Below are 25,240 nucleotides of genomic sequence, written 5' to 3'. Positions count from 1 at the left end.
TGACACAGGCCTACAGGTATGACATTAGACTCATTCAACCACGTCAATACGATTAGCGACCCCAAAATCCTTGCCGTCATTGACAGACTGAACCGCAACCGGGCTTTCCCTTCAGCCGACACCTCGCCAGCCACGATGGCCAACGCACCGGAAGACTTCACCGACTACGGTTTCTCCATTCACCCCACGCAGGGGGAACTGATCTATCTACTCTGCCGTTCACTGCGGGCGACACGCGTTGTCGACTTCGCCACCTCTATCGGCATGTCCGCGCTCTACTTTGCGGCCGCCATGAAAGATAACGGTCACGGCAAAGTCATCGGCGCTGAACTGGTGCCGGAAAAAGCGGCCACCGCGCAGCGACATCTGGCCGAAGCCGGATTGTCCGACTACGCCGATATCCGTGTCGGCGACGCGCGGGAAACGCTCCGGGATCTGGGCGGCGATGTCGATTTCGCCCTGATCGACGGTTGGCCCTCTACGCGCGGCGTTTCGCTGGCGCGCGACATCATCGAAGTCGTCGCGCCGCAGCTGCGGGTCGGCGGCATGGTGCTTAACGATAACGCCGAGCCGGACTTTCTCGACTATATCCGAAATCCCAGCAATGGATTTATCTCCGTCAGCCTGCCCATCAAGGGCAACACCGAGCTGGCGCTGAAGGTCCGTTAACGTTGTCGTCGCCCAAACCGCGTCGACAACCCGAAACCTAAATTTCTTTTAAGACTTTGCCATCACCGAATTCATCTCGCCGAAATACGGGGAAACGCTATGCAGTTACGCATGTTATGCCTTTTGACATTGATAGGTTTGAGCGGTTGCGACAACAGTCAAACGCAAACCGAAAGCGCCGCGCCGACCGAAGTCGGCATCGTGACGTTGAAACCCACCACGTTTACGCTGGAAAGCGAATTAACCGGCCGCACCGCCGCGACACTGACGTCTGACGTCATCCCTCAGGTCGGCGGCATTATTCAAAAGCGTCTGTTTACCGAAGGCGATGAGGTGAAAGCCGGTCAGCCGCTGTATCAGATCGACCCCTCCAGCTATAAGGCGACCTACGATCAGGCCGCCGCCGCGTTGCAGAGCGCCAAGGCGCTGGTTTTGTCCGACTGTCTGAAAGCCAAACGCTACGCCGGGCTGGTCAAAGAACAGGGCGTGTCGCAGCAGGATGCGGATGATGCCCGTTCCACCTGTGAGCAGGACAAGGCCAGCGTACTGGAGAAAAATGCCGCGCTGGAAAGCGCCCGCATCAACGTGCAGTGGACCACGGTGACGGCGCCTATCGCCGGACGCATCGGTATTTCCAGCGTTACGCCGGGGGCGTTGGTGACCGCGCAGCAGTCTACCGCGCTCACCACGATCCGTGCGCTGAACACGATGTATTTGGATCTGACCCGTTCCAGCGCCGACCTGCTGCGCCTGCGCAAACAGGCGCTGGCGACCAACAGCGATACGCTGAACGTGACCCTGACGCTGGAAGACGGAACGGTCTACCCGCATAAAGGGCGTCTGGAGCTGACGGAAGTCGCCGTCGACGAATCCACCGGATCCGTTACGCTGCGCTCCGTGTTCCCCAACCCTGACCACGTGCTGCTTCCCGGCATGTTTGTCCGCGCGAAAGTGGATGAAGGCGTGATGCAGGACGCCATACTGGCGCCCCAGCAGGGCATTACCCGCGACGTGAAAGGCAACGCGACGGCGTTGGTCGTGACGGCCGACAACAAGGTGGAACGTCGCGCCGTCGTGACGGCGGAAGCCACCGGCAGCGATTGGTTGATTACCAGCGGTTTGAAAAGCGGTGATCGCCTGTTGGTGGAAGGCAGCGACAAGGTCGCGGTAGGCAGTACGGTTAACCCCGTCGAAGTGCAACTGACGGGAGGCGCTAACTGATGTTCTCCCGCTTCTTTGTGCGACGCCCGGTCTTCGCCTGGGTGATCGCGATACTCATCATGATGGCGGGGCTGATGTCGATCCGGACGTTGCCGGTGGCGCAGTATCCCGACGTGGCTCCGCCTTCCGTGCGCATCAAAGCGACCTACACCGGCGCTTCCGCGCAAACGCTGGAAAACAGCGTCACCCAAATCATCGAACAGCAGCTGACCGGGCTGGACAACCTGCTCTACTTCACCTCCACCAGCAGTTCGGACGGCGAAGTCGAAATTCAGGTGACCTTCGCTCAGGGCACCAACGCCGACACCGCGCAGGTGCAGGTCCAGAACAAGGTGCAGCAGGCGGAGTCTCGGCTACCGTCTGAGGTGCAGTCCGCCGGGATCACCGTCACCAAGTCCCAGTCCAACTTCCTGCTGATCATGGCGCTGTATGATAAGACCGACAAAGCCACCAGTTCGGATATCGCCGACTGGCTGGTCAGCAACATGCAGGACCCGCTGGCGCGCGTCAGCGGCGTCGGCAGCCTGAGGGTGTTCGGTTCCGAATACGCCATTCGCATCTGGATGGACCCCAATAAACTGGCGTCCTACAGCCTGATGCCGTCGGACGTCGAGTCGGCGATTGAAGCGCAGAATATCCAGCTGTCCGCCGGGAAAATCGGCGCGGAGCCCTCCTCCGCCGATCAGCAGTTGACGGCGACGGTGCGCGCGCAGTCGCGCCTGCAAACGCCGGAGCAATTCCGCAATATCATCGTCAAAAGCGAGTCTAACGGCGCCGTCGTACGTATCAGCGACGTCGCCCGCGTCGAAATGGGCAGCGAAGACTACACGTCGTCCTCCCGACTCAACGGCCATCCTTCCGCCGGTATCGCCGTCATGCTGGCGCCGGGCGCCAACGCGCTGGATACCGCAGAGTTAGTAAAAGCCAAAATCAACGAATATAGCCACAGCATGCCGGAAGGCTACGAGATCGCCTATCCGAAGGACAGTACCGACTTCATCAAGATTTCCGTCGAGGATGTGGTCAAGACGCTGATCGAAGCGATCGTGCTGGTCATTATCGTCATGTACCTGTTCCTGCAAAACCTGCGGGCCACGCTGATCCCGGCGCTGGCGGTGCCGGTGGTGCTGCTGGGGACGTTTGGCGTTCTGGCGCTGTTCGGCTACTCGATCAACACCCTGACGCTATTCGCGATGGTGCTCGCCATCGGCCTCTTGGTGGATGACGCCATCGTGGTGGTGGAAAACGTCGAGCGCATCATGCGCGACGAGGGGCTCCCCGCCCGCGCGGCCACCGAAAAATCGATGGGCGAGATATCCGGCGCGCTGATCGCCATCGCGCTGGTGCTTTCCGCCGTGTTCCTGCCGATGACCTTCTTCGGCGGTTCGACCGGGGTGATCTACCGCCAGTTCTCCGTCACCATCATCTCCGCCATGGCGCTGTCCGTCGTGGTCGCGTTGACGCTGACGCCCGCCCTGTGCGGCCTGCTGCTGAAACACAGCAAACCACATAAGAAAGGCTTCTTCGGCGGCTTCAACCGGTTCTACGCCCGCACGCAAAAGGGCTACAGCCATCGCGTGGTCTCCGTGCTCCGCCGTCCGCTGGTCATGCTGATCGCGTTCGCCGCCATCGTCGCGCTGATGATCTTGTTCCTCTGGCGCTTACCCAGCAGCTTCCTGCCGAACGAGGATCAGGGACAGATCATGGTGCAGTACACCCTGCCGGCGGGGGCGACGGTTAACCGGACCAACGCCGTCAACAAACGCATCACCGACTGGTTCCTCAAAGAGGAAAAAGACAACGTGAGCGTCATCTATACCATCACCGGCTTTAACTTCAGCGGGAGCGGTCAGAACGCCGGGATGGCCTTCGTCGCGCTGAAAAACTGGGACGAACGCCCCGGTTCGAGAAATACCGCACAGGCGATCGCCAACCGCGCGATGAAAGCGCTGTCCACCGAACGCGACGCCCGCATCTTCGCCTCCACGCCGCCGTCGGTACAGGGGATGGGCCAGACCAGCGGCTTTACGTTTGAGCTGCTGGCCGACGGCAGCACCGAACGCGCCAAACTGATGGAGCTGCGCAGTCAGCTGCTGAAGCAGGCGGGCGCCAGCGCGGAACTGAAGTCGGTCCGCGCCAACGACCTGCCGCAGATGCCGCAGTTGCAGGTGGATATCGACAATAGCAAGGCCGTCGCGCTGGGACTGACGCTGAGTGACGTGACCGATACGCTGAGCAGCGCCTGGGGCGGGACGTACGTCAACGACTTCATTGACCGCGGCCGCGTCAAAAAAGTCTACATCCAGGCCGACAGTCCGTTCCGTTCTAAACCGTCGGACTTGAATAAGTGGTATGTCCGCAGCAGCGACGACAGCATGGCCCCGTTCTCCGCTTTCGCCTCGACGAGTTGGACCTACGGTCCGGAAACCCTGACGCGCTATAACGGTTCCGCCTCGTTCGAGATCACCGGGGAAAACGCCGATGGCGTCAGCTCCGGCGACGCGATGAACAAGATTGAAGCCATTGCCTCGCAGCTGCCCTCGGGGTCAACCTGGGCCTGGAGCGGACTCTCTCTGCAAGAGAAACTGGCGAGCGGTCAGGCGCTGGGTCTGTACGCCATTTCCATTATGGTGGTGTTCCTGTGTCTGGCGGCGCTGTATGAAAGCTGGTCGGTGCCGTTCTCCGTCATCATGATCATTCCGCTCGGGATCTGCGGCGCCGCGCTGGCCGCCCTGCTACGCGGCTTGAGCAACGACGTTTACTTCCAGGTGGCGCTGTTGACCACCATCGGGCTGTCGTCGAAGAACGCCATCTTGATAGTGGAGTTTGCGGAATTGGCGGTCCGGCAAGGCAGTTCCCTGAGCGCCGCGGTACTGTCGGCAGCCAAAACACGTCTGCGGCCGATCATCATGACGTCGTTGGCATTTATCGCCGGGGTCATTCCGCTGGCGCTGGCCACCGGCGCCGGGGCCAACAGTCGTATCGCGATCGGGACCGGGATTATTGGCGGAACGCTGACGGCCACGCTGCTGGCGATCTTCTTCGTGCCGTTGTTCTTCGTCCTGGTGAAACATTATTTCACCCGTCGCCATGACGTTCAGGAGTAATTCATGTTTTATCGAATGAGTCTTCTCTCACTGTCCCTGCTGCTCGCGGGCTGTATTTCTCTCGACCCGGACTATCAGCGGCCCGCCGCGCCGGTCCCCACGACCTGGCCGGGCGCCACGACGCAGACCGGTCAAGCCGCCGCCTCCCCCGAAGCGGTGCTGACCGACTGGCAGCACGTCATGAACGACGCCCGTCTCAAAACCGTCGTGGAACGGGCGTTAGCCAGCAACCGCGATTTGCAAAAAGCCATAGCGGATATTGAAGCCGCCAGAGCGCTCTACGGCGAGGAGCGCGCCAGTCTGTTCCCGACGCTGAATGCCGAACTGAGCCACACCCGTAGCCGAACGATCGACTCCGGCGTGAGTAGCAGCAGCGAAGCGCAAGGCGCGGTCAGCAGCTTTGAAATCGACCTGTTCGGCCGCAATCGCAGTCTCTCGCGGGCAGCACGGGAAACCTGGCTGGCCAGCGAGGCCACCGCGCAGAATACGCGGCTGACGCTGATTGGCGAAACCACCACGGCGTGGATCACGCTGGCGGCGGATAAGAGCAACCTGCAGCTCGCCAAAGATACGATGGAGAGCGCGGCCAACTCCCTGCACATCACCGAGCGGCGGATGGCGGCGGGCGTCGCCGCGGCGACCGACGTCAGCGATGCAATGACCGTCTATCAGTCGGCGCGCGCCAGCGTCGCCAGCTATCAGACGCTGGTCGCACAGGACATCAACGCCCTGAACCTGCTGGTGGGCGAGACCGTGCCGGAGAACCTGCAACCCGTGCCGCTTGACCAGCTCAACGACGGCGCCATCGCGCTGGTGCCGGCCGGCGTCTCCTCCAGCGTGCTGTTACGCCGACCGGACGTACAGGAAGCGGAATACAGTCTGAAGAGCGCCAACGCGGATATCGGCGCCGCGCGCGCCAACTTCTTCCCTACGGTGTCGCTGACCGCCAGCGCGGGCGTTGGCAGCAATTCGCTGTCCAATCTGTTCAGCCACGGCGCCAATATCTGGTCGTTTGCGCCCAGCGTGACCCTGCCGCTGTTTACCGGGGGCAGCAATCTGGCGCAACTGCGGTATGCTGAAGCAGAGAAAAAAGGGCTCATCGCTTCCTATGAGAAAGCGATCCAAAGCGCCTTTAAAGATGTGGCCGATGCGTTGGCGCGTCGTCAGACGCTGTCGGAACAGCTGGACGCTCAGCAGCAGTATGTGGCGGCGGCGCAGCGCAGTTTCACGCTGGCGCAGCGAAGCTATCAGTCCGGCGTGGGCGATTATTTGAACGTCCTGACGGCGCAACGCACGCTGTGGTCGTCCCAGCTGGAGCTGATCGCACTGCGTCAAACCGACTTCAATAACCGCATCACGCTGTGGGAGTCGCTGGGCGGCGGCGTCAGCCCTACCACGGAACAGTAACACCTGAGGCGACGGTCTCCGTCGCCCTATCCGTTCACGATCGGGCGCGACGCCCGGTCTGTTATCCATTGATTGAACGCAGGGTAAACCATGACAACAGAATCCTCGACATCCCGGCTGCCTACCCGTGTACGCCTGCCGCTGGTGTTTCGTAAACTGACGGTGAAAACCACCTCATGCCTTCCCGGTCCGTTCCAGCGTATCGTCTTCACCGGCGATGACCTCGACGGTTTCAATAGCCCCGGATTCGACGACCACGTAAAGCTGTTCTTCCCCGACCGCGTCACCGGCGAGCTTCATCTTCCGAAGAACGGTCCTGACGGCCCGATCTGGGGCGATGTGCGCCCGGCCAACCGCGACTACACGCCGCTCAAGTTCGATGCCGCGGCGCGTGAGCTCACCATCGACTTCTATCTGCACGCCAACGGCGTCGCCTCCGAGTGGGCACGGGCGGCAAAAGCGGGAGACGTGATCGGCCTGGGCGGTCCGCGCGGCTCGATTCAGATCCCGGCGGACTATGCCTGGCAACTGCTGATCTGCGATGAAACCGGCATCCCGGCGCTTCTGCGTCGACTTCAGGAACTGCCGGATGCCACGCGCGGCGCGGTATTTATCGAGAGCGAAGAGAATCAGGCGCGTCCCTCTATTCCGGTTAAAAGCGGCATGACGCTGGAATGGATGACGCGGGACGGCAATGAGGATGCCCAGAAATTCATCGCCGCGGTGGATCGATTGTCGCTCCCCAAAGACGACTACTTTGTCTGGGCCACCGGCGAGAACCACAAAATGTTCACGTTCAAAAACTATCTGACCGGTCCTCTGGGGCTCGACGAGGACTATGTGCGCGTCGTGGCTTACTGGAAGCAAGCGGCCGAATAACCTCAAGCCCCTTTCTTCGCCGATAGACAGAATGCAAGCGCGCGATACGGCGCGCTTCATCGCTTTTTCTCGCCAGTATTGACCTCATTGCGTCTTTTCGCGCGCGTCTCCCGACGGGGACGTTCGGTCAGCAAGCATTTAGGAATTTTCCTTTCCGTCCTCTCCTCACGTCCCTCCTGTCCGTGCTCTCATCAGAAATCCCCGCCCGCGTTGACGCCGCCCGATGTCGGACATCTTCGACGATCGTGATCGTTTGGTGAGGCTATCTAAAACATAACTGAACACATGTGTACATTTTATTGACAACTTGATCCGCTTAGTGCAAAACTGAACCGTACAGTATGGTTTTGAGCGCAGCATGCTGAATGTCCTTATCGACGACGGCCCGATTTCTCAAAGCTGCTGACTTAGCGAAAAAACGGCGTCACTCGCACGACGCTTTCCGACCGACATTGGTGATCTTTTAGAAGGTTTTACGAATGAGCACATTGACCAAGGTGTACCGCCCCGCAGTTTTGATCGTTGCCATGGCCTTAGCGGGTTGCGCTGGCACACAACCGGCCCGTTACGCGGGTATTGACTCGGCCTCTCAGCTGCAGCCCAACACCGGTGATGAATCCGATCGCATCCCATTCCGCTATGCCGCGCCGGTCGACTGGAAAAAATATTCGCATGTCATCATCGACCCCGTAACCGTTTATCAGGGTAGCGATAACCAGTTTGGCGATATGGATCAGGAAGATCGCCAGGCATTGGCGAAATACATGCAGGATCGTTTTAGCGAAAGCCTGAGAAGCCGTTTTACCGAAGCCACCGCTCCCACTCCGGGCGCCATCAGGGTCAAACTGACGCTGACCGGGGCTGAAACCACCACTCAGGTCGTCGGTACGGTAACGAAATTTGATCTCGCGGGCGGGCCTTACAACATCGTTCAGTCCATTCGCGGTAAAGAAGGCATGCTGAGCGGTTCCGTCAGCTATGCGGTGGAGATACACGATGCCGCCAGCAACCAGTTGCTGAACGCCTATGTCGCCAAACAGTATCCAAACGCCATGAACATCGGCGCCACCTTCGGTTCGCTGAGCGCGGCGGAAGTCGGCCTGGATAAAGGGGCGGATGAACTGGTCGATATGCTGAAGTAATCCGTACCGCCGGAGGAAGGTACGCCAGACGGATCTCCGTCCGGCGTCCGGATGCCGGACCTTGCAGTCCAGTGAAAAGTGTTTGCAGCATGCGAAACGGAGCAGGTTATCGGCACATCATCGGCCGCCTCTGCATTGCGTTCAACACCAGGGAACACCAACGACAGGAGCCCTACGATGAAAATACGACTCTTACTCACGTGCCTCGCAGCGACGCTTCTGCTGAACGGATGTATCGTTGTCGACGGTCACCACCGGGATCGTCATCCTCGTCCGGACTATGACGACAATCGTTCATACGGCGATCGCGATCATCATCGCGGACGAGATTACCGCTAACGAAGACAAACGCGGGCGGCGATAACCTCGCCGCCCGCGTTTCACCTCCCGTCGCGAATCATACAGATTGACGACAAATTCCTTCTTCTGACGCATTTGCTCTTCTTCAATCTTCGTCATCGACGTCATCCGCCTTGTCCCTTAGAAAGCTTTACGCGCACAGTGAGGCTGCGGAAGGGGTCGATAGCACGTCGTTCGCCATTATCGACCACACTAAGACCCATGGCACGCCTCTGACCTCACGCCAGAATCTGAGCGGATTGCACAAGTTATGGAGAACATGATTCAACCCGCAAGAAACTCCTGGCGGTTGTCTTAATACAAAATAGTGACCATGCCAGGAGTGCGAGAGAATGATATTGACGAGATCAGTCGTGATTTTTCGTATTGCCGAACTTTTCCTGCAACATGCGATGGACGAGCTCTTGCAGCGCCGAAGACGACCAACGGCAGGACGGACCGCTCATTCCCAAGGCTGCCACAACCCGGCCTTGCTGATAAAGCGGCATGGCAACGCAGCACAGGCCCGGCTCAACCTGTTCCAGATCGAGTGCAAAACCTTGTATGGCGATCGCCTTCAGCTCGACGCCCAACGACGTCGACACTTTCCCCGCTCGCCGCAGACTCCGCATCAGTCCGACATCGTTAGCCAGAAGGATTTTACCAATGGCGGAAGTCGTCAGCCCCTCACGGTTACCGCAGGGACAGGTTGCCCGCAACAGGCTGCCATCGCACTCCACGGAATCGATACAGAGATACTCGCTCGTGCCGCAAGGGACGGCAAGATAGCAGGTTTCGCCGCTGATTTCGGCGAAGCGCCGCAGCACCGGTCCAAACGTGGCGCGCAGCGCGGAGTCTTCATCGGTCAGCGGCTGAGCCAACTCGCGCAGGCGCAACCCTAGCGCGTAACGCGTGCCGTTACGCGTGACGTAGCCCATGGCCGCCAGCGTATTCAGCAGGCCGTGCAGCGTACTTTTGTTAAGCCCCAGTTGCGTCGTCAGGTCTACCAGACGGGATTCCCCCCCGGCTGCGGCAATCGCTTCCAACAACGCCATCGCCCGCTCAACAGACTGGATCCTTCGGTTATCGTCGATCATCCTTTCCCTCTCAAACCGCGACTGCGGCAATCCGTCTCTTCAAGGTAGAGTCAGGAAAGATAACATCGTATGGGGTTTACGTCTCACGCCCGTCGGCCGGTTAAAACTAATAGGAATATTAAAAAATATTTCATTATTTTAAAGTTATAAATTCTCTCTGATAAGGTTTTTCCTTAATTTGCCTTAAGAGACGACGCCATCATGAAAATCTCCCTACGTCATACCGCTCTCGCGCTGCTGTTGGCGGGGGTGTCCGCCTCTGCGGCCGCCGCCTCCCAGCCTGAAGCGATCAACATTGGGTATCAGAAAGCCAATATTTTTGCGCTGCTGAAATACCGGGGGACCTTGGATGAGAAATTTAAACAACAGGGTATTCAGGTGCGCTGGATCGAGTTCCCCGCCGGGCCGCAGATGCTGGAAGGATTGAACGTCGGCAGTATCGATCTTGCGGCAACCGGCGATGCCCCGCCCGCTTTTGCGCAAGCGGCGCAGGCCGACCTGATATATCTGGCGCACTCCCCCGCCAACCCGAAAACGGAAGCTATCGTCGTACCGGGTGACTCCCCCATCAAATCGGTGGCGGATCTCAAAGGAAAACGCGTAGCGTTGAACAAAGGCTCGGACGTCAATTACCTGCTGGTGAAAGCGCTGGAAGACGCCGGTCTGAGCTATCGCGATATCACGCCCGTTTATCTGACGCCCAGCGATGCGCGCGCGGCGTTTCAGCGCGGCGCGGTGGATGCCTGGGTGATCTGGGATCCGTTCCTGGCCGAGGTAGAAAGCAACGCAGGCGCCAGGCAGATTCGCAATGCCGAAGGTCTGGTTCCGCACTACACGTTCTACCTCGCCAGCCGTAAATTCGCCGAAACCTGGCCGCAGACGGCGGAACAGGTTGTCAATGAACTGGCGTCGCTGAGCCAGTGGGCCAACAACAACCCGACGGACGCCGCCGCGATCCTGTCGCAGTCAACCGGGCTGGATCGCGCCATTTGGAGTCAAGCGCTGGCAAGAATGCCATACGGCGCTGAGCGGATGACGCCGGAAGTCTTCCGCCAACAACAGGCGCTGGCGGATAAATTTACGCAGATCGGCCTACTGCCGACCCAGGTCAACGTCGCCAGCGCGACCTGGTCATTAGATAAAAAGTGATAGGGTTTTAACCGCGCGGTCGTCCAATCCTCCGGAGCGACTCACAGTAAAAGGCCACGTTTCATGACGTGGCCTTGCGTCGTGATCGCTCAAGCCCCCGTCGTCTCTCCGCCTGCCATGCCCACCTTAATCGTGTTCGGGCTGCGCGGTTCCAATAAAAACCGCGTCCCTGCTCCCACGCCTGAACACGGGTGATATCTAGCAATCACGACGGCCACTTTCTTCGAACCGCCATCCCACGGGAACCCATCTCGGTTCTCAATCAGCGTCAGGCGGACAGAAAAAAGGCGGGCGCTCGGGCCCGCCTTATGGCTGTTCCTCGCAATTAAGCGGTTTTCTGCTTCGGCTCCCCGTTGCCGACCTGCCAGATAAAGGTCGGCGCGTGACCGTTAACCAGCCAGTCACCGATATTGCGGGCCTTGTAAATCACCGGATTGTGGGACGCCAGCGTGCGCGCGTTGCGCCAGTGGCGATCCAACGCCTTGCTGACTCGCGTGTCGGAAGCGCCGAGCGCGTTGAACAGCTCGGTCGCCGCTCGCGGCACCAGCTCGCTGGCGATCACCTGCGCCTGCGCCGCCTCCACTTCCGCGAGGCTGTTGACGCGTAGCTTGAGGGCATCATCGTCCGAAACGTGGACTTCGTACGCCTGCTGCAACGAGTGCGTCGCCGCGATCACCGCCGCCTCCGTGGCATAGGCCCAACTGGAAACCTGACCGACGACCTGCAATACCTGCACATCCTCTTTCGGCAGCGAAGCATTGCTGTGGCTATAAATGCGTTTGCGCTGCCGAACGCCCTCAGCGGCGTCACGCGCAATCGCCCGACCGATACCGGCCAGCGTCGCTAACAGCATGTGCTGATAAAACGCCGTCTGATACAGGAAGCGGTCCGCAAAATCGTACACGTGCCCGGCGTCGACCTGCGCCTGCGTAAAGCGGGTCGTGCCGCTGCCGGTCAGCCGCTGACCAAAGCCATCCCAGTCGTCCTCCCGCAGCACGCCGTCCTGATGCGTACTGACGATGGCAATCACATCCCGCCCGTTATCGCTGCGGCGGGCATACACATCGATCCAGTCGGCGAACAGCGCGCCGGTGCTGTAAAACTTCTCGCCGTTCAGCGTCCAGCCATACGACGCAGGCTCAACGTGTGTAATGACATCGCCCAGTTTGATGTTGCCGATCTCCGTCCAGCCGCTGCCCACCAGCTCACCATCCAGAAAGCGCTGGAACCAGCGGTCGCGCTCCGGCGTGTCCGGTGCATTGAGGCGATCTTCCACGAAGGCGAAATGGGCTCGCAGCGCCTGCGGCAGGTTAGAATCGGCCTCCGCCAGCTCCGTCAGCAGGCGAAACAGCTGAGGCAGCGACGCGCTCTGTCCGCCCTTCTCTTTGGGAATCCGCACCGCGCCGAATCCCGCCTCCTTTAACCAGCGGATAGGCTCATGGGGTAGCTCCCGCCGCCGCTCGCGGTCGGTGGCGCCATCGGCAATGCGGGCGAAAATAGGGCGGAATCGCGCCGCCAAGGTGTCGTAGTCAGTCCCGGTCGACAGTAAGGTCATGATGTGCTCCTTGATCGTGATGATCGTCAATGTCCTGACGGGTCGGTTCGTGACGAACCGCGAGCAGGAAGAAGATGGGGATAATGGCGCTCAGCGAGACAATCCAAAACATGTTGGTGCCGTAGGCCGCCTGGAGCAGCGGCAGGATAAACAGCGCCAGCGCGCTGCCGATGCCGGACAGCGAGCGGCTAAAGCCAACGCCGGTGGCGCGGATAGAGGTCGGGTAAGACAGCGCCGGATAGATCATCAGCTGCGCGCCCGGACCGAAACCTTCCGCAAACAGCCACAGTCCCAGCATCAGGATGGCGATGACCACGCCGATCGTCGCCTGAGGTTGACCAATCAGCGCCAGCGCGATAAGCGCGATGAACTGCAGGGCAAAGCCCGCTATGGCCACATGGCGCGAAGGGTATTTCCAGGCCAGCCGCATCCCCAGCAGGCCGCCGGTGAAGGCAAACAGCGCATTCAGCCCCAGCGAGGCCGAGATAGTTTCAAACACACCCGCCCCCAAAAATTGCGCCAAAATGGACGGCAGGAAGAAGGCGATGGCGGTGTATTCGAAGGAAATACAGACGTTCATCACCCCGGCGACGATGGTGCGTTCACGATACGGTTTCTGAAACAGCACCCGGAAGCTGACCTTCGGCTGATGGGCCGCCTTGCGCGACGTCTTATCCACAGCTTCGTGGGCGGCAATGCCATAGGAGTCGCGCAGAATTCGCGCCGCGCCCTTGAGATCGCCCTGATTCGCCGCCCACAGGGGAGACTCATTCATAAACTTGCGGCGTACCGCGATAATCAGCAGGGCCGGGACCGCGCCAAACAGCAGCGAGGCGCGCCACAGCCAGTCGAGATGCTGTTCGGGCAGCAGGAAGTAGAGGCCGAAGATGATCAGGAAGCAGGCCGACGACGCCGCGTACCACATTGGGCACCACGCCGCCAACCGGGCCGCCTTATTGCCCTTGCCGGCGAACCTCGAGAATTCGGCCAGATAGGACATCGCCACCGGCAGGTCGATCCCGACGCCGATCCCCATCAGGAAACGCGCGCCAATTAGCACCCATACGTTCGGCGCCAACCCGGCGGCAATCGCTGAAACGACGAAAAACAGCATGTCCGCCATGAAGACGGAGTAGCGGCCATATTTATCCGTCAGCCAGCCGCCGATCAGATTGCCGATGATAGTGCCGATCATGATGGATGACGTGACCAGCCCGGTCAGCACCGGCGTGAGTTGAAACTCTTTAACGACATCATCAATCCCGTAAGACAGCGTAGTCAGATCGTAGGCGTCGAGAAATACCCCGCCCAACGCCAGAAAGATGATCATTCTGGCGTAGCTGTTTTTCTCGCTGCGGGTGTTGATCAACCTCGCCACGTCGCTCACCGAGCTGATGGGAATGGACCCTGATGCAGACCCTCTGATGTCGGTGTCAATCGGTAACGTACTCATACTTTTGGCATCCTCGCTATTCTTTTATGTGCAGGTGAAACTACGGTTATAAGACGAAGATTTTGCGTTCACAAACAACATTTATGTCTTTGAAATTCATTAAATAACAATAAGATAGACACAAAAAACCACGACAACCGAACCGCTTTACAGCGGCCCGTTCTAGACGATGAAATGAAAACAATGAAGACGGCTATTCAGCCGACACCGGCACTAAAACGCCCCTGACTAACGGGTCATCCGTCTCTTTCAGCCACTGTTGAAGACGCGGGTCGGAAAACGCCTGTTGCAATTTGACGATGGATTCTTCGGCAAGGTACGGCGTGCCGATCACCAACTGTGAGGCGAAGGTGGCCGGGGCCGGAGGGAACAGAATCCCCTTTTCACGCGGGATCTTCCCGGCATCAAACTGGGAGACATAGCCGATGGCGGCATCGACCGAATTCAGCGCGCGCGGCATGGTCAGCAGGTCCAGCTCTTTGAATACAAAGCGTTTGGGATTGTCCTGAATATCCTTCAGCTTCGCCGTGCGCGGCTCGACCACCGGATTCAGGCGGATCAGCCCGATGTGTTGCAGCAGCCACAGCGCCTGCCCTTGATTCGCGCCATCATTCGGCACGACGATCGTCGCCTGCTCCGGCAACGCCTCGACCGACGGGTAGCGATCTGAGTAAATGCCAAACGCCCACTGAAACACCGGCACCGTCGGCGTCAGCTTAAAGCCGTTGGCGTCCACCACCTGCTTTAACCACCACTGATGCTGGTACACCGTGGCCGCATAGACGCCATCCGCCACCGACCGGTCCGCCTGTACCGGGTCCTGTAATCCGACGGCCCTTAGCGTCAGGCCGTAGTCGGGGGCGATATGTTCGCCGACGTATTGAATCACCCGCTCCTCCCCCGCCATCGCCGGTTCAAAATGGATGTCCAGCGTCGTACCAAACGTCACCGTGTGTGGGCGTTGCGTCTGCCAGTACCACGCGCCAGACGCGGCGGCGACGAGGACGATGACCGCGACCCACCACGGCCAGCGCCGCTTTTGACGAAGTTCGAACTGCGGTGTACTCATGCTGACTGCGCTCCCTGTGAATGACGCAATGCCGCGACCAGTCGGTCGCCGGCGAATTGAATCAGTTGTATCGTGGCGATCAGCACCACAATGGTGGCGATCATGATGTGGTGATCGAAACGCTGGTAGCCGTAGACCACGGCGAGATAACCGATACCGCCCGCGCCGATGGTTCCCGCGATGGCGGAGTATTCGATCATGGAGATCAGATTGAGCGTGACGGCGGAGACGATAGCGGGCAGCGCTTCGCTCAGCTGCGCCGACACGATGATCTGGCCGACGGAGCCGCCGGACACCAGACCGACCGACGTCACGTCGTCCGGCAGTTCCCGCAGCGCGTTTTCCAATAGTCGGGCGAAGAATGGGATGCCCGCGATCACCATCGGAACGACCGCCGCCGGGATCCCAATGGTGGTGCCGGTCAGCCAGTAGGTCACCGGGATAATCGCCGCCATCAGCACCAGAAACGGCAGGGAGCGCCCCATATTCACCAGCCAGTTCAACGTCCGGTTTAGCGCAGGATGAGGAAACAGTCCCCGGCGCGACGTGTTGAACAGCACAACGCCGACCACGCCGCCAAGGCTCACCACGAACACCATGACGATGGCGACCATGAGCCAGGTTTCGCCGTAAGCGGGCAGCAATAACGTGTGGATCTCGCGCCAGGGCGTGTCCTGACCCATGACTGACGTGGATGTCGTCATATCGCCTCCCTTAGCGCCGGGGTTGTCGCCAGGATTTCCGCGACGACGCCTTGCGCGTCGAGCAGCCCGATGAGCTGAGTCGTGGAGAGGCGGTCGCCGTGAAAATGCACCGCAATCTCCAGCCGTCCCGCCAGTTGCTGATTGACCCACTCGACGTGGCCGCCCAGCACATCGATCTGCAAGGCGAACTGCCTGGAGAGCCGACTGATCCAGTCCGGCGCCACCGTCCTGTTCGCGCTGTAGCTGACTCGCAGCAACAGGTCGCCGCGTCCCGGCCGCGCTATCACCGGGAACAGACGCTCACCCAGCGACGAGTCCGGCTGCGCCAGCAGATCCCGCACCCGGCCCTGCTGGACGATGACCCCGTCGCGGATCTCCGCCACCGCATCGGCAGCCGTGCGCACCACATCCATTTCATGAGTGATTAATACGATGGCGAGACCAAATTCATCCCGCAGCTGTTTGAGCAGTTGCAGCACGGCGTCCGTCGCCTCGGGATCGAGACCGGACGTGGCCTCATCCGCCAGCAACACCGTCGGATTGAGCGCCAGAGCCCGGGCGATGCCGATACGCTGACGCTGTCCGCCGGAGAGCTGCGCCGGGTAGCTGTGGGCCTTGTGGCTCAGCCCCACGCTGTCCAGCAACGTGCCGACGCGCTGGTGGATGTCTCGCTTCACCACGCCCAGAAACTCCAGTGGCAGCGCGATGTTCTCCCAGGCGGTTTTACGCTGTAGCAGGGCTGACGACTGAAAAACCGTACCAATCGCCCGGCGTTCCCGGCGCAGCGCCTCGCCGGTCAGCAGTGAGAGATCGTGGCCGTTGACCCGCAGCGTGCCGCGATCCGGTTTTTCGAGCAGACTGATGCAGCGCGCCAGCGTGGATTTTCCTGCGCCGCTCGGCCCGACGACCGCCGTAATGGTGCTCGCCGGCACCTGCAACGAGACGTCTTTCAGAACCTCCGTTCGACGCCCGTGCTTCCCGAGGTAGCTTTTGTACAGGTGTTCGATTTCGATCATGACACCCGCTCCCGTACACGCGTTGCGGATGCAGCGAGATCCCGATAGCCCGCCGCCGGGTGCGGCGCGGCCAGCCGCGGTCCCGCGTGGAACAATTTTTCCCGCAGCGTGCCCGGCGCATAGTCGCGTTTGAAGACGCCGCGCTTTTGCAACTCGGGGATCAGCCGCTCGACCACATCGGTGAAGGTTTCATGGGTCAAGGCATAGGCGAGATTGAAGCCGTCCACGTCCGTCTCTTCCACCCAGCTTTGCAGCTCGTCGGCGACGGTTTCCGCGCTGCCGACCAGCAGCGGCCCAAAGCCACCAATGCCGACCCAGTCCGCCAGCCCCTGCACCGTCCACTGCCGGTTCGGATCGGCGGTCGAAAAGGTTTCCACTGCCGACTGGATGGCGTTGGTGTGCAGGTGTTTCAGCACCTGATCCGGCGAGTATTGGCCGAAGTCGATGCCCGTCCAGCCGGAGATCAGCGCCAGCGCCCCTTCATAGCTCACCCAGGAGGCGTATTCCCGCCATTTCGCCTGCGCCTCGCGGTCGGTTTCACCCACAATTACCGTCTGGAGATTAAAAATCAGTATGCTGCGCGGATCGCGCCCGGCCTCCGCCGCCCGCCGCCGGATATCCGCCACCGTTTTCTTCAGCAAGACCTTGGACGGCGACGCCACGAAGACGCACTCGGCATGTTCGGCGGCGAACTGTTTGCCGCGGCTTGACGCGCCCGCCTGATAAAGCACCGGCGTCCGCTGCGGCGACGGCTCGCACAGGTGGATCCCGGGGACGTTGAAGAACTCGCCGTGGTGATGAATAGGATGAATTTTGGTCGGATCGCTGAATATCCGCCGCTCGCGATCCCGCAGCACCGCGCCCTCTTCCCAGCTGCCTTCCAGCAGCTTGTACACCACCTCCAGATATTCGTCGGCATAGTCATAGCGCGCGTCATGATCGGTGAGCGCCTTCTGCCCGATATTGCGGGCGCCGCTCTCCAGATACGAGGTGACGATATTCCAGCCGACGCGGCCTTTGGTCAGGTGATCCAACGTCGACAGCCTGCGCGCGAAGGGATACGGATGTTCGAACGACAGCGACGCCGTCAGCCCAAATCCCAAATGCTCCGTGACCAGCGCCATCGGCGTCACCAACGCCAGCGGATCGTTCACCGGCACCTGCGTCGCCTGACGAATCGCGGCATCGCTGCTGCCGTGCAGCACGTCATAGACACCCAGCACGTCGGCAATAAATAGACCGTCGAATTTGCCGCGTTCCAGCAGCCGCGCCAAATCGACCCAATACTCCAAATCCTTGTACTGCCAGGAGCGGTCGCGCGGATGCGCCCACAGGCCCGGCGACTGATGGCCGACACAGTTCATATCAAACGCATTAAGGCGAATTTCACGTTGCGATGGCATAGCGCTCTCCATAGAGCTTCCACAGCCGAACGACGTTCGGCCGGAATCTCGATTGATGATTCGTTGAGTCAGTGAGTCGTGAAGGTTCAGGAAGAGACGGGACATCGCGCCGAGGCGGCAGCGGGGATCACCGAGGTCATCAGGTATCGCGCCACGCTTTCCGCATGCTGCGACACCTGCGGCAACCCCATCAGTTCGCCGAAACGGCCGCGTGCGGCTGGCCCCACCACCAGCAGGCGCGCATTGGCCTGACCGTGAGCATCCAGCGTTTCCGAGCGTTCATTGACCAAAATGCCCAGTCCCAGCGGATCGGGTTGCAGCACGCCGCGCTGCGACAGCGAATGCAATAACGGCTGACTTTCGGTAAGCGACGCATGCGCCGGACCGGTGGTCACAATCAGCTTATCGACCGTCACCGATTCGGTTTCGCCCAGACGCGGCTGGAGTTGCAGCGTCAGCGTGGTTTCGTCAGCCCCGACGCCGCGCAGTCGCGCCGCCAGCACGCGCAGCTCACCGGCTTCCCGCCGCGCCGCGATCACCTGAGCCACCTGCGGCGCGGTACGATAACGATGGACATCCCACCAACTGCGCAGATGACGCAGGAAACGCTGCTGTTCTTTCAGCGCCAGCGTCTGCCACAAGGTCTGCCCGTTAGCGCGGATCTCGTCCATGACCGCCTGCCAGGGAATCCCCTGTTCAGCGGCGTCGGCCACTTCTCGCCGCGCTTGCGCCAGCGCGCCGCGCGCCGTCGTCGGCCAGTCGGACGACAGCGACCAGGGCGGCGGCGGCGCGTCAACGCTCAAATTACTGCGGGACAACAGACCGTGCCGCGAAAAGGCGACGACAGGCCCACGGTGGCCGCGCGTATGCAGTGAAGCCACCACATCGGCCATCGTGAGCGCCGTCCCCACGATGCCGACGCGATGAGTCGGCGCCACCGTGTCCAACACGCCCGACAGCCACGGGTTGGCGACCAACGCCGGGTGCGTCTGCCAGGGGCGCAGTTTCTCGGGGAGCGCCGGCGGCGGATGACTGATGGCCAATACCACCGCATCGGCGCGTAACGACAGACCGCTCGCCGTCGTCACGATATGATCCTGCAGGTCGATTGCCCGATCCCATACGTGACGAAGCCGGACAGGACCGGACTTGGCAACGTCAGCGAACAGGCCTTCGATGTAGCGGCCAAAGAGTCCCCGCTGCGGGTAGGCATTGCCGTCAGGCCATAGCGCAGCGCTGTCCTCGCGGAACTCGGACTGGCGCTTCAACCAGCGTTCGAAGTGGGTTTTGTCTTCGCTAAACAGAGACATCCGCGCTGCGGGGACATTGATGCGATGCGCAGGCTCTCGGGTGGAATAGGCGACGCCAAGTCCCAGCCGCTCCCGAGGTTCCACCACGGTGACGCGCAGTGCGCTGTCCACGGTCCGCGCCAGATGGATCGCCAACGCCGCGCCGCTCACGCCGCCGCCAATAATGACAATATGAGGTTCAGTCATCGTTCTGCTCCTTTGCCGTTTGTTGCTCCATTTTCCTCACCCGCGGTATGATTTCCCGCCCGAAATACTCCACCTCTTCCTGAAAGTGCAGAAAGCCCAACAGCATCAGGTCCACACCCGCATGTTTGTAGTCGATAATGCGCTCCGCAATCTGCTGAGGCGTGCCTATCAGGTTGGTTTTGAATCCGTCGTTGTACTGCACCAGATCGTCCAGTGTGGACTGCGCCCAGTTGCCCTCTTTTTCCGGCGACGCATTGCCCGCATTTTGTACTTCGTGATGAAAACCTTTCACCGCTGCCGGATCGGCCTGATCCAAAATCGCCTGTAGCTGCTGCCGCGCCTCTTCCTCAGTGTCCCGCGCAATCACGAAGCCGTTGACGCCGATGTTCACCCGGCGTTGATGCGACTGCGCCTTGTGCTGGATGTCCTCCACCTGCCGCCGAATGCCCTCTACGGTGTTGCCATTGGTGAAGTACCAGTCCGACACCTGCGCCGCCATATCCCGCGCCGCCCGTGAACTGCCCCCCTGAAAAATTTCCGGCAGCGGGTCGAGCGGTTTGGGTTTGAAAACGTAATCACGGAAGCGGTAAAAGTCGCCCGCGAAGGTAAAGCTCGGCTCGCGCCAAATGCCCCGCAGGCAGCGGATAAACTCTTCCGAGCGCAGGTAGCGCTCTTCGTGATCCAACCATGGCTCGCCTATGGCTTTGAACTCGCCGCGAAACCAGCCGCTCACGATATTGACGGCGATACGCGGCCCGTAAATCTGGCTGATGGTGGCGATTTGCTTCGCCGCCAGCGCAGGATTCCACGGACCGGGCAACAGCGCGGCGATCACCGTCAGACGCTCCGTGGCGGCCAGCAGGTCCTGCGAAAAAGTGACTGATTCGTGCTGGTTGTCGGCGCCGTAACCCGCGGTGAAGCGAATCTGCGTCAGGGCGTAATCAAAACCGGCGTGCTCGGCGATCTGCGCCAGCTTGCGGTTGTAGTGATGATCCCACTGCGTGCGCTGGGGTATTTTGCTGACGACCAGTCCGCCGGAGACATTCGGCACCCAGTAGGCGAACTGGATGGGGCGGCGAGTTTCCTGATGAGGCATAGCGATCTCCCGTGATTAGCTGGCGCTGACCTGTTTGACCGGTCGGCGGTCGCCGCCGATGGTTTCACCAAAGGGGCCGGTATTGACGGCGCGCGACGGCTGGCGGGACGACGGCGCCAACGGCAGCAGCGGCATCACCAGCTCGGCGAAGCGATGGGCCTCCTCCAGATGGGGATAGCCGGACAAAATGAAGTTTTCGATGCCCAGCGCCTGATATTCACGCAGGCGATCCGCGACCTGCTGCGGACTGCCCACCAGCGCCGTACCCGCGCCGCCGCGCACCAGACCGACGCCCGCCCACAGATTCGGGCCGATCCGCAAAGATTCCCGCGAGCCGCGATGCAACGCGCTCATCCGCGCCTGTCCGGTCGAATCCATACGGGCGAAGATTTTCTGCGCCTGCGCGATGGTGTCGTCATCCAGATGGGCGATTAGACGATCGGCCGCCGCCCAGGCCTCTTCCTCGGTTTCACGAACGATGACATGCAGGCGGATGCCGTAGTTCAGCGTCCGTCCGTTGGCGTCGGCGCGCTCGCGCACCACCCGCAATTTCTCCTCAACCTGCGCCAGCGGTTCACCCCAGGTGAGATAGGTATCAATCTGTTCCGCCGCCACGTCGATGGCCTCCGGCGAAGAGCCGCCGAAATAGAGCGGCGGGCCATTTTCCTGCACCGGCGGAAACAGCACTTCCGCCCCTTCGACCTGAATATGCTTACCGGCGAAATCCACTTTCTCGCCCTTCAACAGCCGGGTATACACGTGCAGGAACTCTTCGGTAACCTCATAGCGTTCGGCGTGACTCAAAAAGATGCCGTCGCCTTTGTTTTCCACCGGATCGCCGCCCGTCACCACGTTGATCAGCAACCGACCCTCCGACAACCGGTCGAGCGTGGCCGCCATGCGGGCCGCCAGCGTCGGCGGTTGCAGGCCCGGACGGACGGCCACCAGATAGCGCAGCTTACGGGTGATAGGCGCCAGCGCCGAGGCCACCAGCCAAGAATCTTCACAGCTCTTGCCGGTAGGAATGAGGACGCCGTAGTAACCGAGGTTATCCGCCGCCAGCGCCACTTGCTGCAAATACGCCAGATCCACCGGGCGGCCGCCGTGAGACGTCCCCAGATAACGCCCATCGCCATGCGTGGGCAGGAACCAGAAAACCTTGATATTGCCGTTGTCAGACTCAGCCATTATTCGATTCCTATATAACTATATTCATTATTTATACAAACAATGATCCAATTTAGTTATAAAAATCAAAGCAGGATCCGTGCCATGAAGTACGTGATTTTTTATCTAATAAAATCATGGCATTACACCTCTCCAGCCGACGGTAAAAATGGTGCATTTGCAGCAAATAGGTATCACCAACTGCTGCGTTTGCAGCAATGGGCCTCAATGGTCCTCTCGTATCACTGCTGGCGCTGGGATAAGCTCAGGCCATCCAGTTCTCAGCCGTGAACGCCATCGATGAAAAACCCCCAGCCTTTCGCCGCCGATACGCCAGTGCTAATCGATCCCGCCTCTCTCGCCTTCCAAAGTATGCTGGACAAGCTGGCGCCGACGGACGCCACGGTGCTGATCGTGGGGGAAACCGGAACGGGGAAAGAGGTGGTGGCGCGCTATCTGCATCATCACAGCACCCGCTGGCAGCAGCCGTTTCTGGCGGTGAACTGCGGCGCGCTGACGGAAAGCCTGGCCGAAGCGGAACTGTTCGGCCATGAGAAAGGCGCGTTTACCGGCGCCACGCAAACCCATCAGGGCTGGTTTGAAGCCGCGGAGGGCGGCACGCTGCTATTGGATGAGATCGGCGAGCTGAGTTTACCGTTACAGGTCAAGCTGCTGCGGGTCTTGCAGGAGCGGGAGATCACCCGCGTGGGATCGCGCAAACCGGTGAAGATGAATGTACGCGTGATCGCCGCCACCCATGTCGATTTGGCGCTGGCCATTCGCGAACGGCGTTTTCGGGAAGATCTCTACTATCGTCTTAACGTCGCCGTGGTCGACCTGCCGCCGCTGCGCCATCGCACCGGCGATATTCCGGTGCTGGCGCAGCATTTCCTGTCGCTATATGCCCGCCGTCTGGGCCGTCCCACCCGACGACTGTCGCAGGACGCGTTGGATACGTTGATGGCCTATAGCTGGCCCGGCAACGTGCGCGAGCTGGAAAATACCCTGCATAATGCCGTGCTGCTGAGCAAAGACGGCGATATCACCCCGGCGCAGTTGCGCCTTAATCTGACGCTGTCAGATCTGAATGTCCCAACGTGCGACGATGCGATTGACCGTTTTATCCGCCAGCAACTGGAAAGCGAGGCGGAGCGGCTGTATGACCGACTCCAGCATGCCCTCATCCGCAACGCATTCGAACTGAGCCACGGCAATCAGACGCAGGCCGCCGCGCTGCTGGGCGTTAGCCGGAACACCCTGCGCACGCTGCTGGCCAATCAGGGGCTAATCAAAGGCCGACGTAAAACCGCGCCGGTGGCCTCTTCTTCCTTCTCCGGGGCATCGTCTGCCGGACATCCGGAGCGCGAACTGCGCATCGGCTATCAGAAATTCGGTATTCTTGGCGTACTGAAAGCGCGCCAGAGTCTGGAAAACAAATTTTCACGCCAGGGCATCAGCGTCTTGTGGAGCGAATTCCCCGCGGGGCCGCAGCTGTTGCACGCGCTGCACAACGATGAAATCGACTTTGGCACCACGGGAGAAGTCCCGCCGATTTTCGCTCAGGCCGCGGGTACGCCGTTGGTGTATGTCGCCTATGAACCGCCCGCGCCGGAGAGCGTGGCGATGCTGGTCGCTCGGGACAGCGATATTCATACGCTGGCGGATTTGCGCGGCAAACGGATCTCCGTCAACAAAGGTTCGAACGTTCACTATTTGCTGGTGCAGATGCTGGACGAACAGGGGCTGACGCTGAACGACGTCCGCGTCGTGTATTCCCCCCCAAATACCCGCTGACGCCGAGTGATTACCACGCCGTGGATGCGTGGATGATGTGGGATCCGCTGTTAAGCGATGCCGAACGCGACGGCGCGTTGCGGGTCATCGCCGACGGGCGCAGACGTGTGCTTAACCATCAGTTTTATCTGGCGCGTCGCGACTTCGTCGTTCGTCATGAGGATGTGCTGGAGCCGCTGCTGGAATTGCTGACGCAGACAGGCCACAACATCGACAGTCAGCGCAGCGAGGCGGCGCGGAGTCTCTCCGTCGAGCTGGGCATGGCCACCGCGTCGCTGGAACGCGCGTTGCAGCGACGCAGTCACCGAACGCGTCCGATGGATATCGCGGTGATCCGCGAGCAGCAGATTATCGCCGACCGTTTTTATGCGCTGGGACTGCTGTCCCGCCCGATTACCGTGCGGGATGCGATCTGGCAACGGGGAAATATCCGCTAGCGGGCGTGGCTCTCCGCCCGCATCAACGACGAGACATGCGCCCGGCTGAGCGCCGCCTCTTCCGTCAGTCGCGCCGTCAGCGCGCTGAGTGACGGCGTCGTCTCTGAAGACGCCGGATACGCCAGATAATAGGAGGAGCCGCTTGGCACGCAGAGCGGGAAAGGCGTGACGACCCGTTGCATTTTCACGTCGTCTTCCAGCAGGCAGAGATCGCCGATGGCGATGCCAAATCCCTGCTGCGCGGCGCTCATCGCCAGATCGAGCGTATCAAAATGTTGCGCCTTGCTGGACGGCAACGCATCACGCCCCGCCGCTCGCAACCACAGCAGCCAGTCACGCCGGTCCCGCGTAGGGTGCAACAGCGTGTGCTGCGACAAATCTTCCAGCGTCATCGCCCGACCGATCGGAAGCTGCGAGGGCGCGCAGACAGGCGTCAGCACTTCGTCAAACAGCGGATGCAACGTCAGCCCACGCGCCGAGGGACGGCCAAACACCACCGCCGCATCGAAATGTTCGTGATCGAAATCCAACCCATGCGAAATCGACGACGTCAGCTCGATATGAATGTCCGGCATATCGTTTTGCAGGCGAATGACCCGAGGCAACACCCAGCGCATGGCGCAGGTCGGGCATTTGATGCGCAACGTCCCCGGCCGGGCGGCGGCCCGCACCAGCGCCTCATCAATGGTCGCCAGCGCCTGACGCACCGGCGTCAGCAAGCGCTCTCCCTGAGGCGTCAGAATCAATCCGCGCGCATGACGTTTGAACAACGGGTAACCCAGTTGACGCTCCAGCCCCAGAATCTGGCGACTGACTGCGCCCTGCGTCAGGCAGAGGGCCTGTGCCGCATGGGTGAAATTGAGATGCTGAGATACCACCGCGAAGGTGTGCAGTACATCCAGCGAAGGGCGGTTCTGGACCATGATACTCCTCGTCGCAGCCGGTTAAGCCATGTCCTGAGTGCATGGCTAGTATGACAAAGTTTCCCTTGTTGCCCAGGGTTTTCTATTACTTAATGACCCTATTCCCGATGACAAACA

The 25,240-nt window shown here is 60.5% G+C and carries 19 protein-coding genes and 1 pseudogene; 8 read left to right on the top strand and 12 right to left on the bottom strand.

What is annotated here, in order from left to right:
• Window positions 1-18: 18 nt before the first annotated feature.
• The 6 genes from CKQ53_RS11155 to CKQ53_RS11130 all read left to right on the top strand — a co-directional run bounded on the left by CKQ53_RS11155 (window position 19) and on the right by CKQ53_RS11130 (window position 8,425).
• Window positions 19-669: an O-methyltransferase gene (locus CKQ53_RS11155; protein WP_085651891.1), complete on the top strand. Its 651-nt coding sequence runs from the start codon at window positions 19-21 to the stop codon at window positions 667-669.
• Window positions 670-768: 99 nt separating this feature from the next.
• Window positions 769-1,890, top strand: a complete 1,122-nt coding sequence (locus CKQ53_RS11150) for an efflux RND transporter periplasmic adaptor subunit (RefSeq protein WP_085651892.1) — start codon at window positions 769-771, stop codon at window positions 1,888-1,890.
• Window positions 1,890-4,997 (top strand): efflux RND transporter permease subunit, encoded by a 3,108-nt coding sequence (locus CKQ53_RS11145; protein ID WP_094117719.1) that lies wholly within the window; start codon window positions 1,890-1,892, stop codon window positions 4,995-4,997. The genes CKQ53_RS11150 and CKQ53_RS11145 overlap by 1 nt, the downstream gene beginning before the upstream one ends.
• Before the next feature lie 3 nt (window positions 4,998-5,000).
• Entirely contained in the window at window positions 5,001-6,404 is a 1,404-nt protein-coding gene (locus CKQ53_RS11140) for an efflux transporter outer membrane subunit (protein WP_118894991.1), read from the top strand.
• 90 nt (window positions 6,405-6,494) lie between these two features.
• A complete protein-coding gene (locus CKQ53_RS11135) occupies window positions 6,495-7,283 on the top strand; it encodes a siderophore-interacting protein (RefSeq protein WP_094117718.1) in 789 nt (262 codons plus the stop codon).
• 479 nt (window positions 7,284-7,762) lie between these two features.
• Window positions 7,763-8,425: a DUF3313 domain-containing protein gene (locus tag CKQ53_RS11130; protein ID WP_094117717.1), complete on the top strand. Its 663-nt coding sequence runs from the start codon at window positions 7,763-7,765 to the stop codon at window positions 8,423-8,425.
• 294 nt (window positions 8,426-8,719) lie between these two features.
• On the opposite strand, the gene CKQ53_RS18430 is transcribed toward CKQ53_RS11130, so the two are convergent.
• Both CKQ53_RS18430 and CKQ53_RS11125 read right to left on the bottom strand, forming a co-directional pair.
• Entirely contained in the window at window positions 8,720-8,884 is a 165-nt protein-coding gene (locus CKQ53_RS18430) for a hypothetical protein (RefSeq protein ID WP_162896349.1), read from the bottom strand.
• A gap of 248 nt (window positions 8,885-9,132) precedes the next feature.
• Window positions 9,133-9,861 (bottom strand): IclR family transcriptional regulator, encoded by a 729-nt coding sequence (locus CKQ53_RS11125; protein WP_085651897.1) that lies wholly within the window; start codon window positions 9,859-9,861, stop codon window positions 9,133-9,135.
• 201 nt (window positions 9,862-10,062) lie between these two features.
• On the opposite strand from CKQ53_RS11125, the gene CKQ53_RS11120 reads away from it, so the two are divergent.
• Window positions 10,063-11,010, top strand: a complete 948-nt coding sequence (locus CKQ53_RS11120; protein WP_085651898.1) for an aliphatic sulfonate ABC transporter substrate-binding protein — start codon at window positions 10,063-10,065, stop codon at window positions 11,008-11,010.
• Window positions 11,011-11,335: 325 nt separating this feature from the next.
• Here the strand turns inward: CKQ53_RS11120 and CKQ53_RS11115 are convergent, their stop codons facing one another.
• From CKQ53_RS11115 to ssuD, 9 genes are all read right to left on the bottom strand, one after another.
• Entirely contained in the window at window positions 11,336-12,565 is a 1,230-nt protein-coding gene (locus tag CKQ53_RS11115; protein WP_094117716.1) for an acyl-CoA dehydrogenase family protein, read from the bottom strand.
• The gene (locus CKQ53_RS11110) at window positions 12,540-14,018 is read right to left on the bottom strand and encodes an MFS transporter (protein WP_094117715.1); all 1,479 of its coding nucleotides are present in this window, start codon (window positions 14,016-14,018) and stop codon (window positions 12,540-12,542) included. The genes CKQ53_RS11115 and CKQ53_RS11110 overlap by 26 nt, the downstream gene beginning before the upstream one ends.
• Window positions 14,019-14,211: 193 nt before the next feature.
• A complete protein-coding gene (locus CKQ53_RS11105) occupies window positions 14,212-15,087 on the bottom strand; it encodes a MetQ/NlpA family ABC transporter substrate-binding protein (protein ID WP_118894989.1) in 876 nt (291 codons plus the stop codon).
• Entirely contained in the window at window positions 15,084-15,791 is a 708-nt protein-coding gene (locus CKQ53_RS11100; RefSeq protein WP_085651902.1) for a methionine ABC transporter permease, read from the bottom strand. Before CKQ53_RS11100 ends, CKQ53_RS11105 begins: the two co-directional genes overlap by 4 nt.
• Window positions 15,788-16,807, bottom strand: coding sequence for a methionine ABC transporter ATP-binding protein (locus CKQ53_RS11095; RefSeq protein WP_094117714.1), 1,020 nt, complete (start codon window positions 16,805-16,807; stop codon window positions 15,788-15,790). Before CKQ53_RS11095 ends, CKQ53_RS11100 begins: the two co-directional genes overlap by 4 nt.
• Window positions 16,804-18,210 (bottom strand): LLM class flavin-dependent oxidoreductase, encoded by a 1,407-nt coding sequence (locus CKQ53_RS11090; protein WP_085651904.1) that lies wholly within the window; start codon window positions 18,208-18,210, stop codon window positions 16,804-16,806. The genes CKQ53_RS11095 and CKQ53_RS11090 overlap by 4 nt, the downstream gene beginning before the upstream one ends.
• 86 nt (window positions 18,211-18,296) lie before the next feature.
• Window positions 18,297-19,706 (bottom strand): FAD/NAD(P)-binding protein, encoded by a 1,410-nt coding sequence (locus CKQ53_RS11085; RefSeq protein WP_085651905.1) that lies wholly within the window; start codon window positions 19,704-19,706, stop codon window positions 18,297-18,299.
• The gene (sfnG, locus tag CKQ53_RS11080; protein WP_094117713.1) at window positions 19,699-20,802 is read right to left on the bottom strand and encodes a dimethylsulfone monooxygenase SfnG; all 1,104 of its coding nucleotides are present in this window, start codon (window positions 20,800-20,802) and stop codon (window positions 19,699-19,701) included. Before sfnG ends, CKQ53_RS11085 begins: the two co-directional genes overlap by 8 nt.
• A 15-nt stretch (window positions 20,803-20,817) precedes the next feature.
• Window positions 20,818-21,990 carry an FMNH2-dependent alkanesulfonate monooxygenase gene (gene ssuD, locus CKQ53_RS11075; protein WP_085651907.1) on the bottom strand — a complete coding sequence of 391 codons (1,173 nt, stop codon included), beginning with the start codon at window positions 21,988-21,990 and terminating at the stop codon, window positions 20,818-20,820.
• Between the two features lie 279 nt (window positions 21,991-22,269).
• On the opposite strand from ssuD, the pseudogene CKQ53_RS11070 reads away from it, so the two are divergent.
• A pseudogene (locus tag CKQ53_RS11070) lies at window positions 22,270-24,200 on the top strand (aliphatic sulfonate ABC transporter substrate-binding protein).
• Here CKQ53_RS11070 and CKQ53_RS11065 read toward each other — a convergent pair.
• Window positions 24,197-25,123, bottom strand: a complete 927-nt coding sequence (locus CKQ53_RS11065) for a LysR substrate-binding domain-containing protein (RefSeq protein ID WP_085651909.1) — start codon at window positions 25,121-25,123, stop codon at window positions 24,197-24,199. The pseudogene CKQ53_RS11070 and the gene CKQ53_RS11065 sit on opposite strands and share 4 nt — an antisense overlap.
• Between the last annotated feature and the right edge of the window lie 117 nt (window positions 25,124-25,240).

It is taken from the genome of Lonsdalea britannica (assembly GCF_003515985.1).
In the GTDB taxonomy this organism is placed as follows: domain Bacteria; phylum Pseudomonadota; class Gammaproteobacteria; order Enterobacterales; family Enterobacteriaceae; genus Lonsdalea; species Lonsdalea britannica.
The sequence above is the reverse complement of the archived record's forward strand: the minus strand, read 5'-3'. Positions and strand labels throughout refer to the sequence as shown.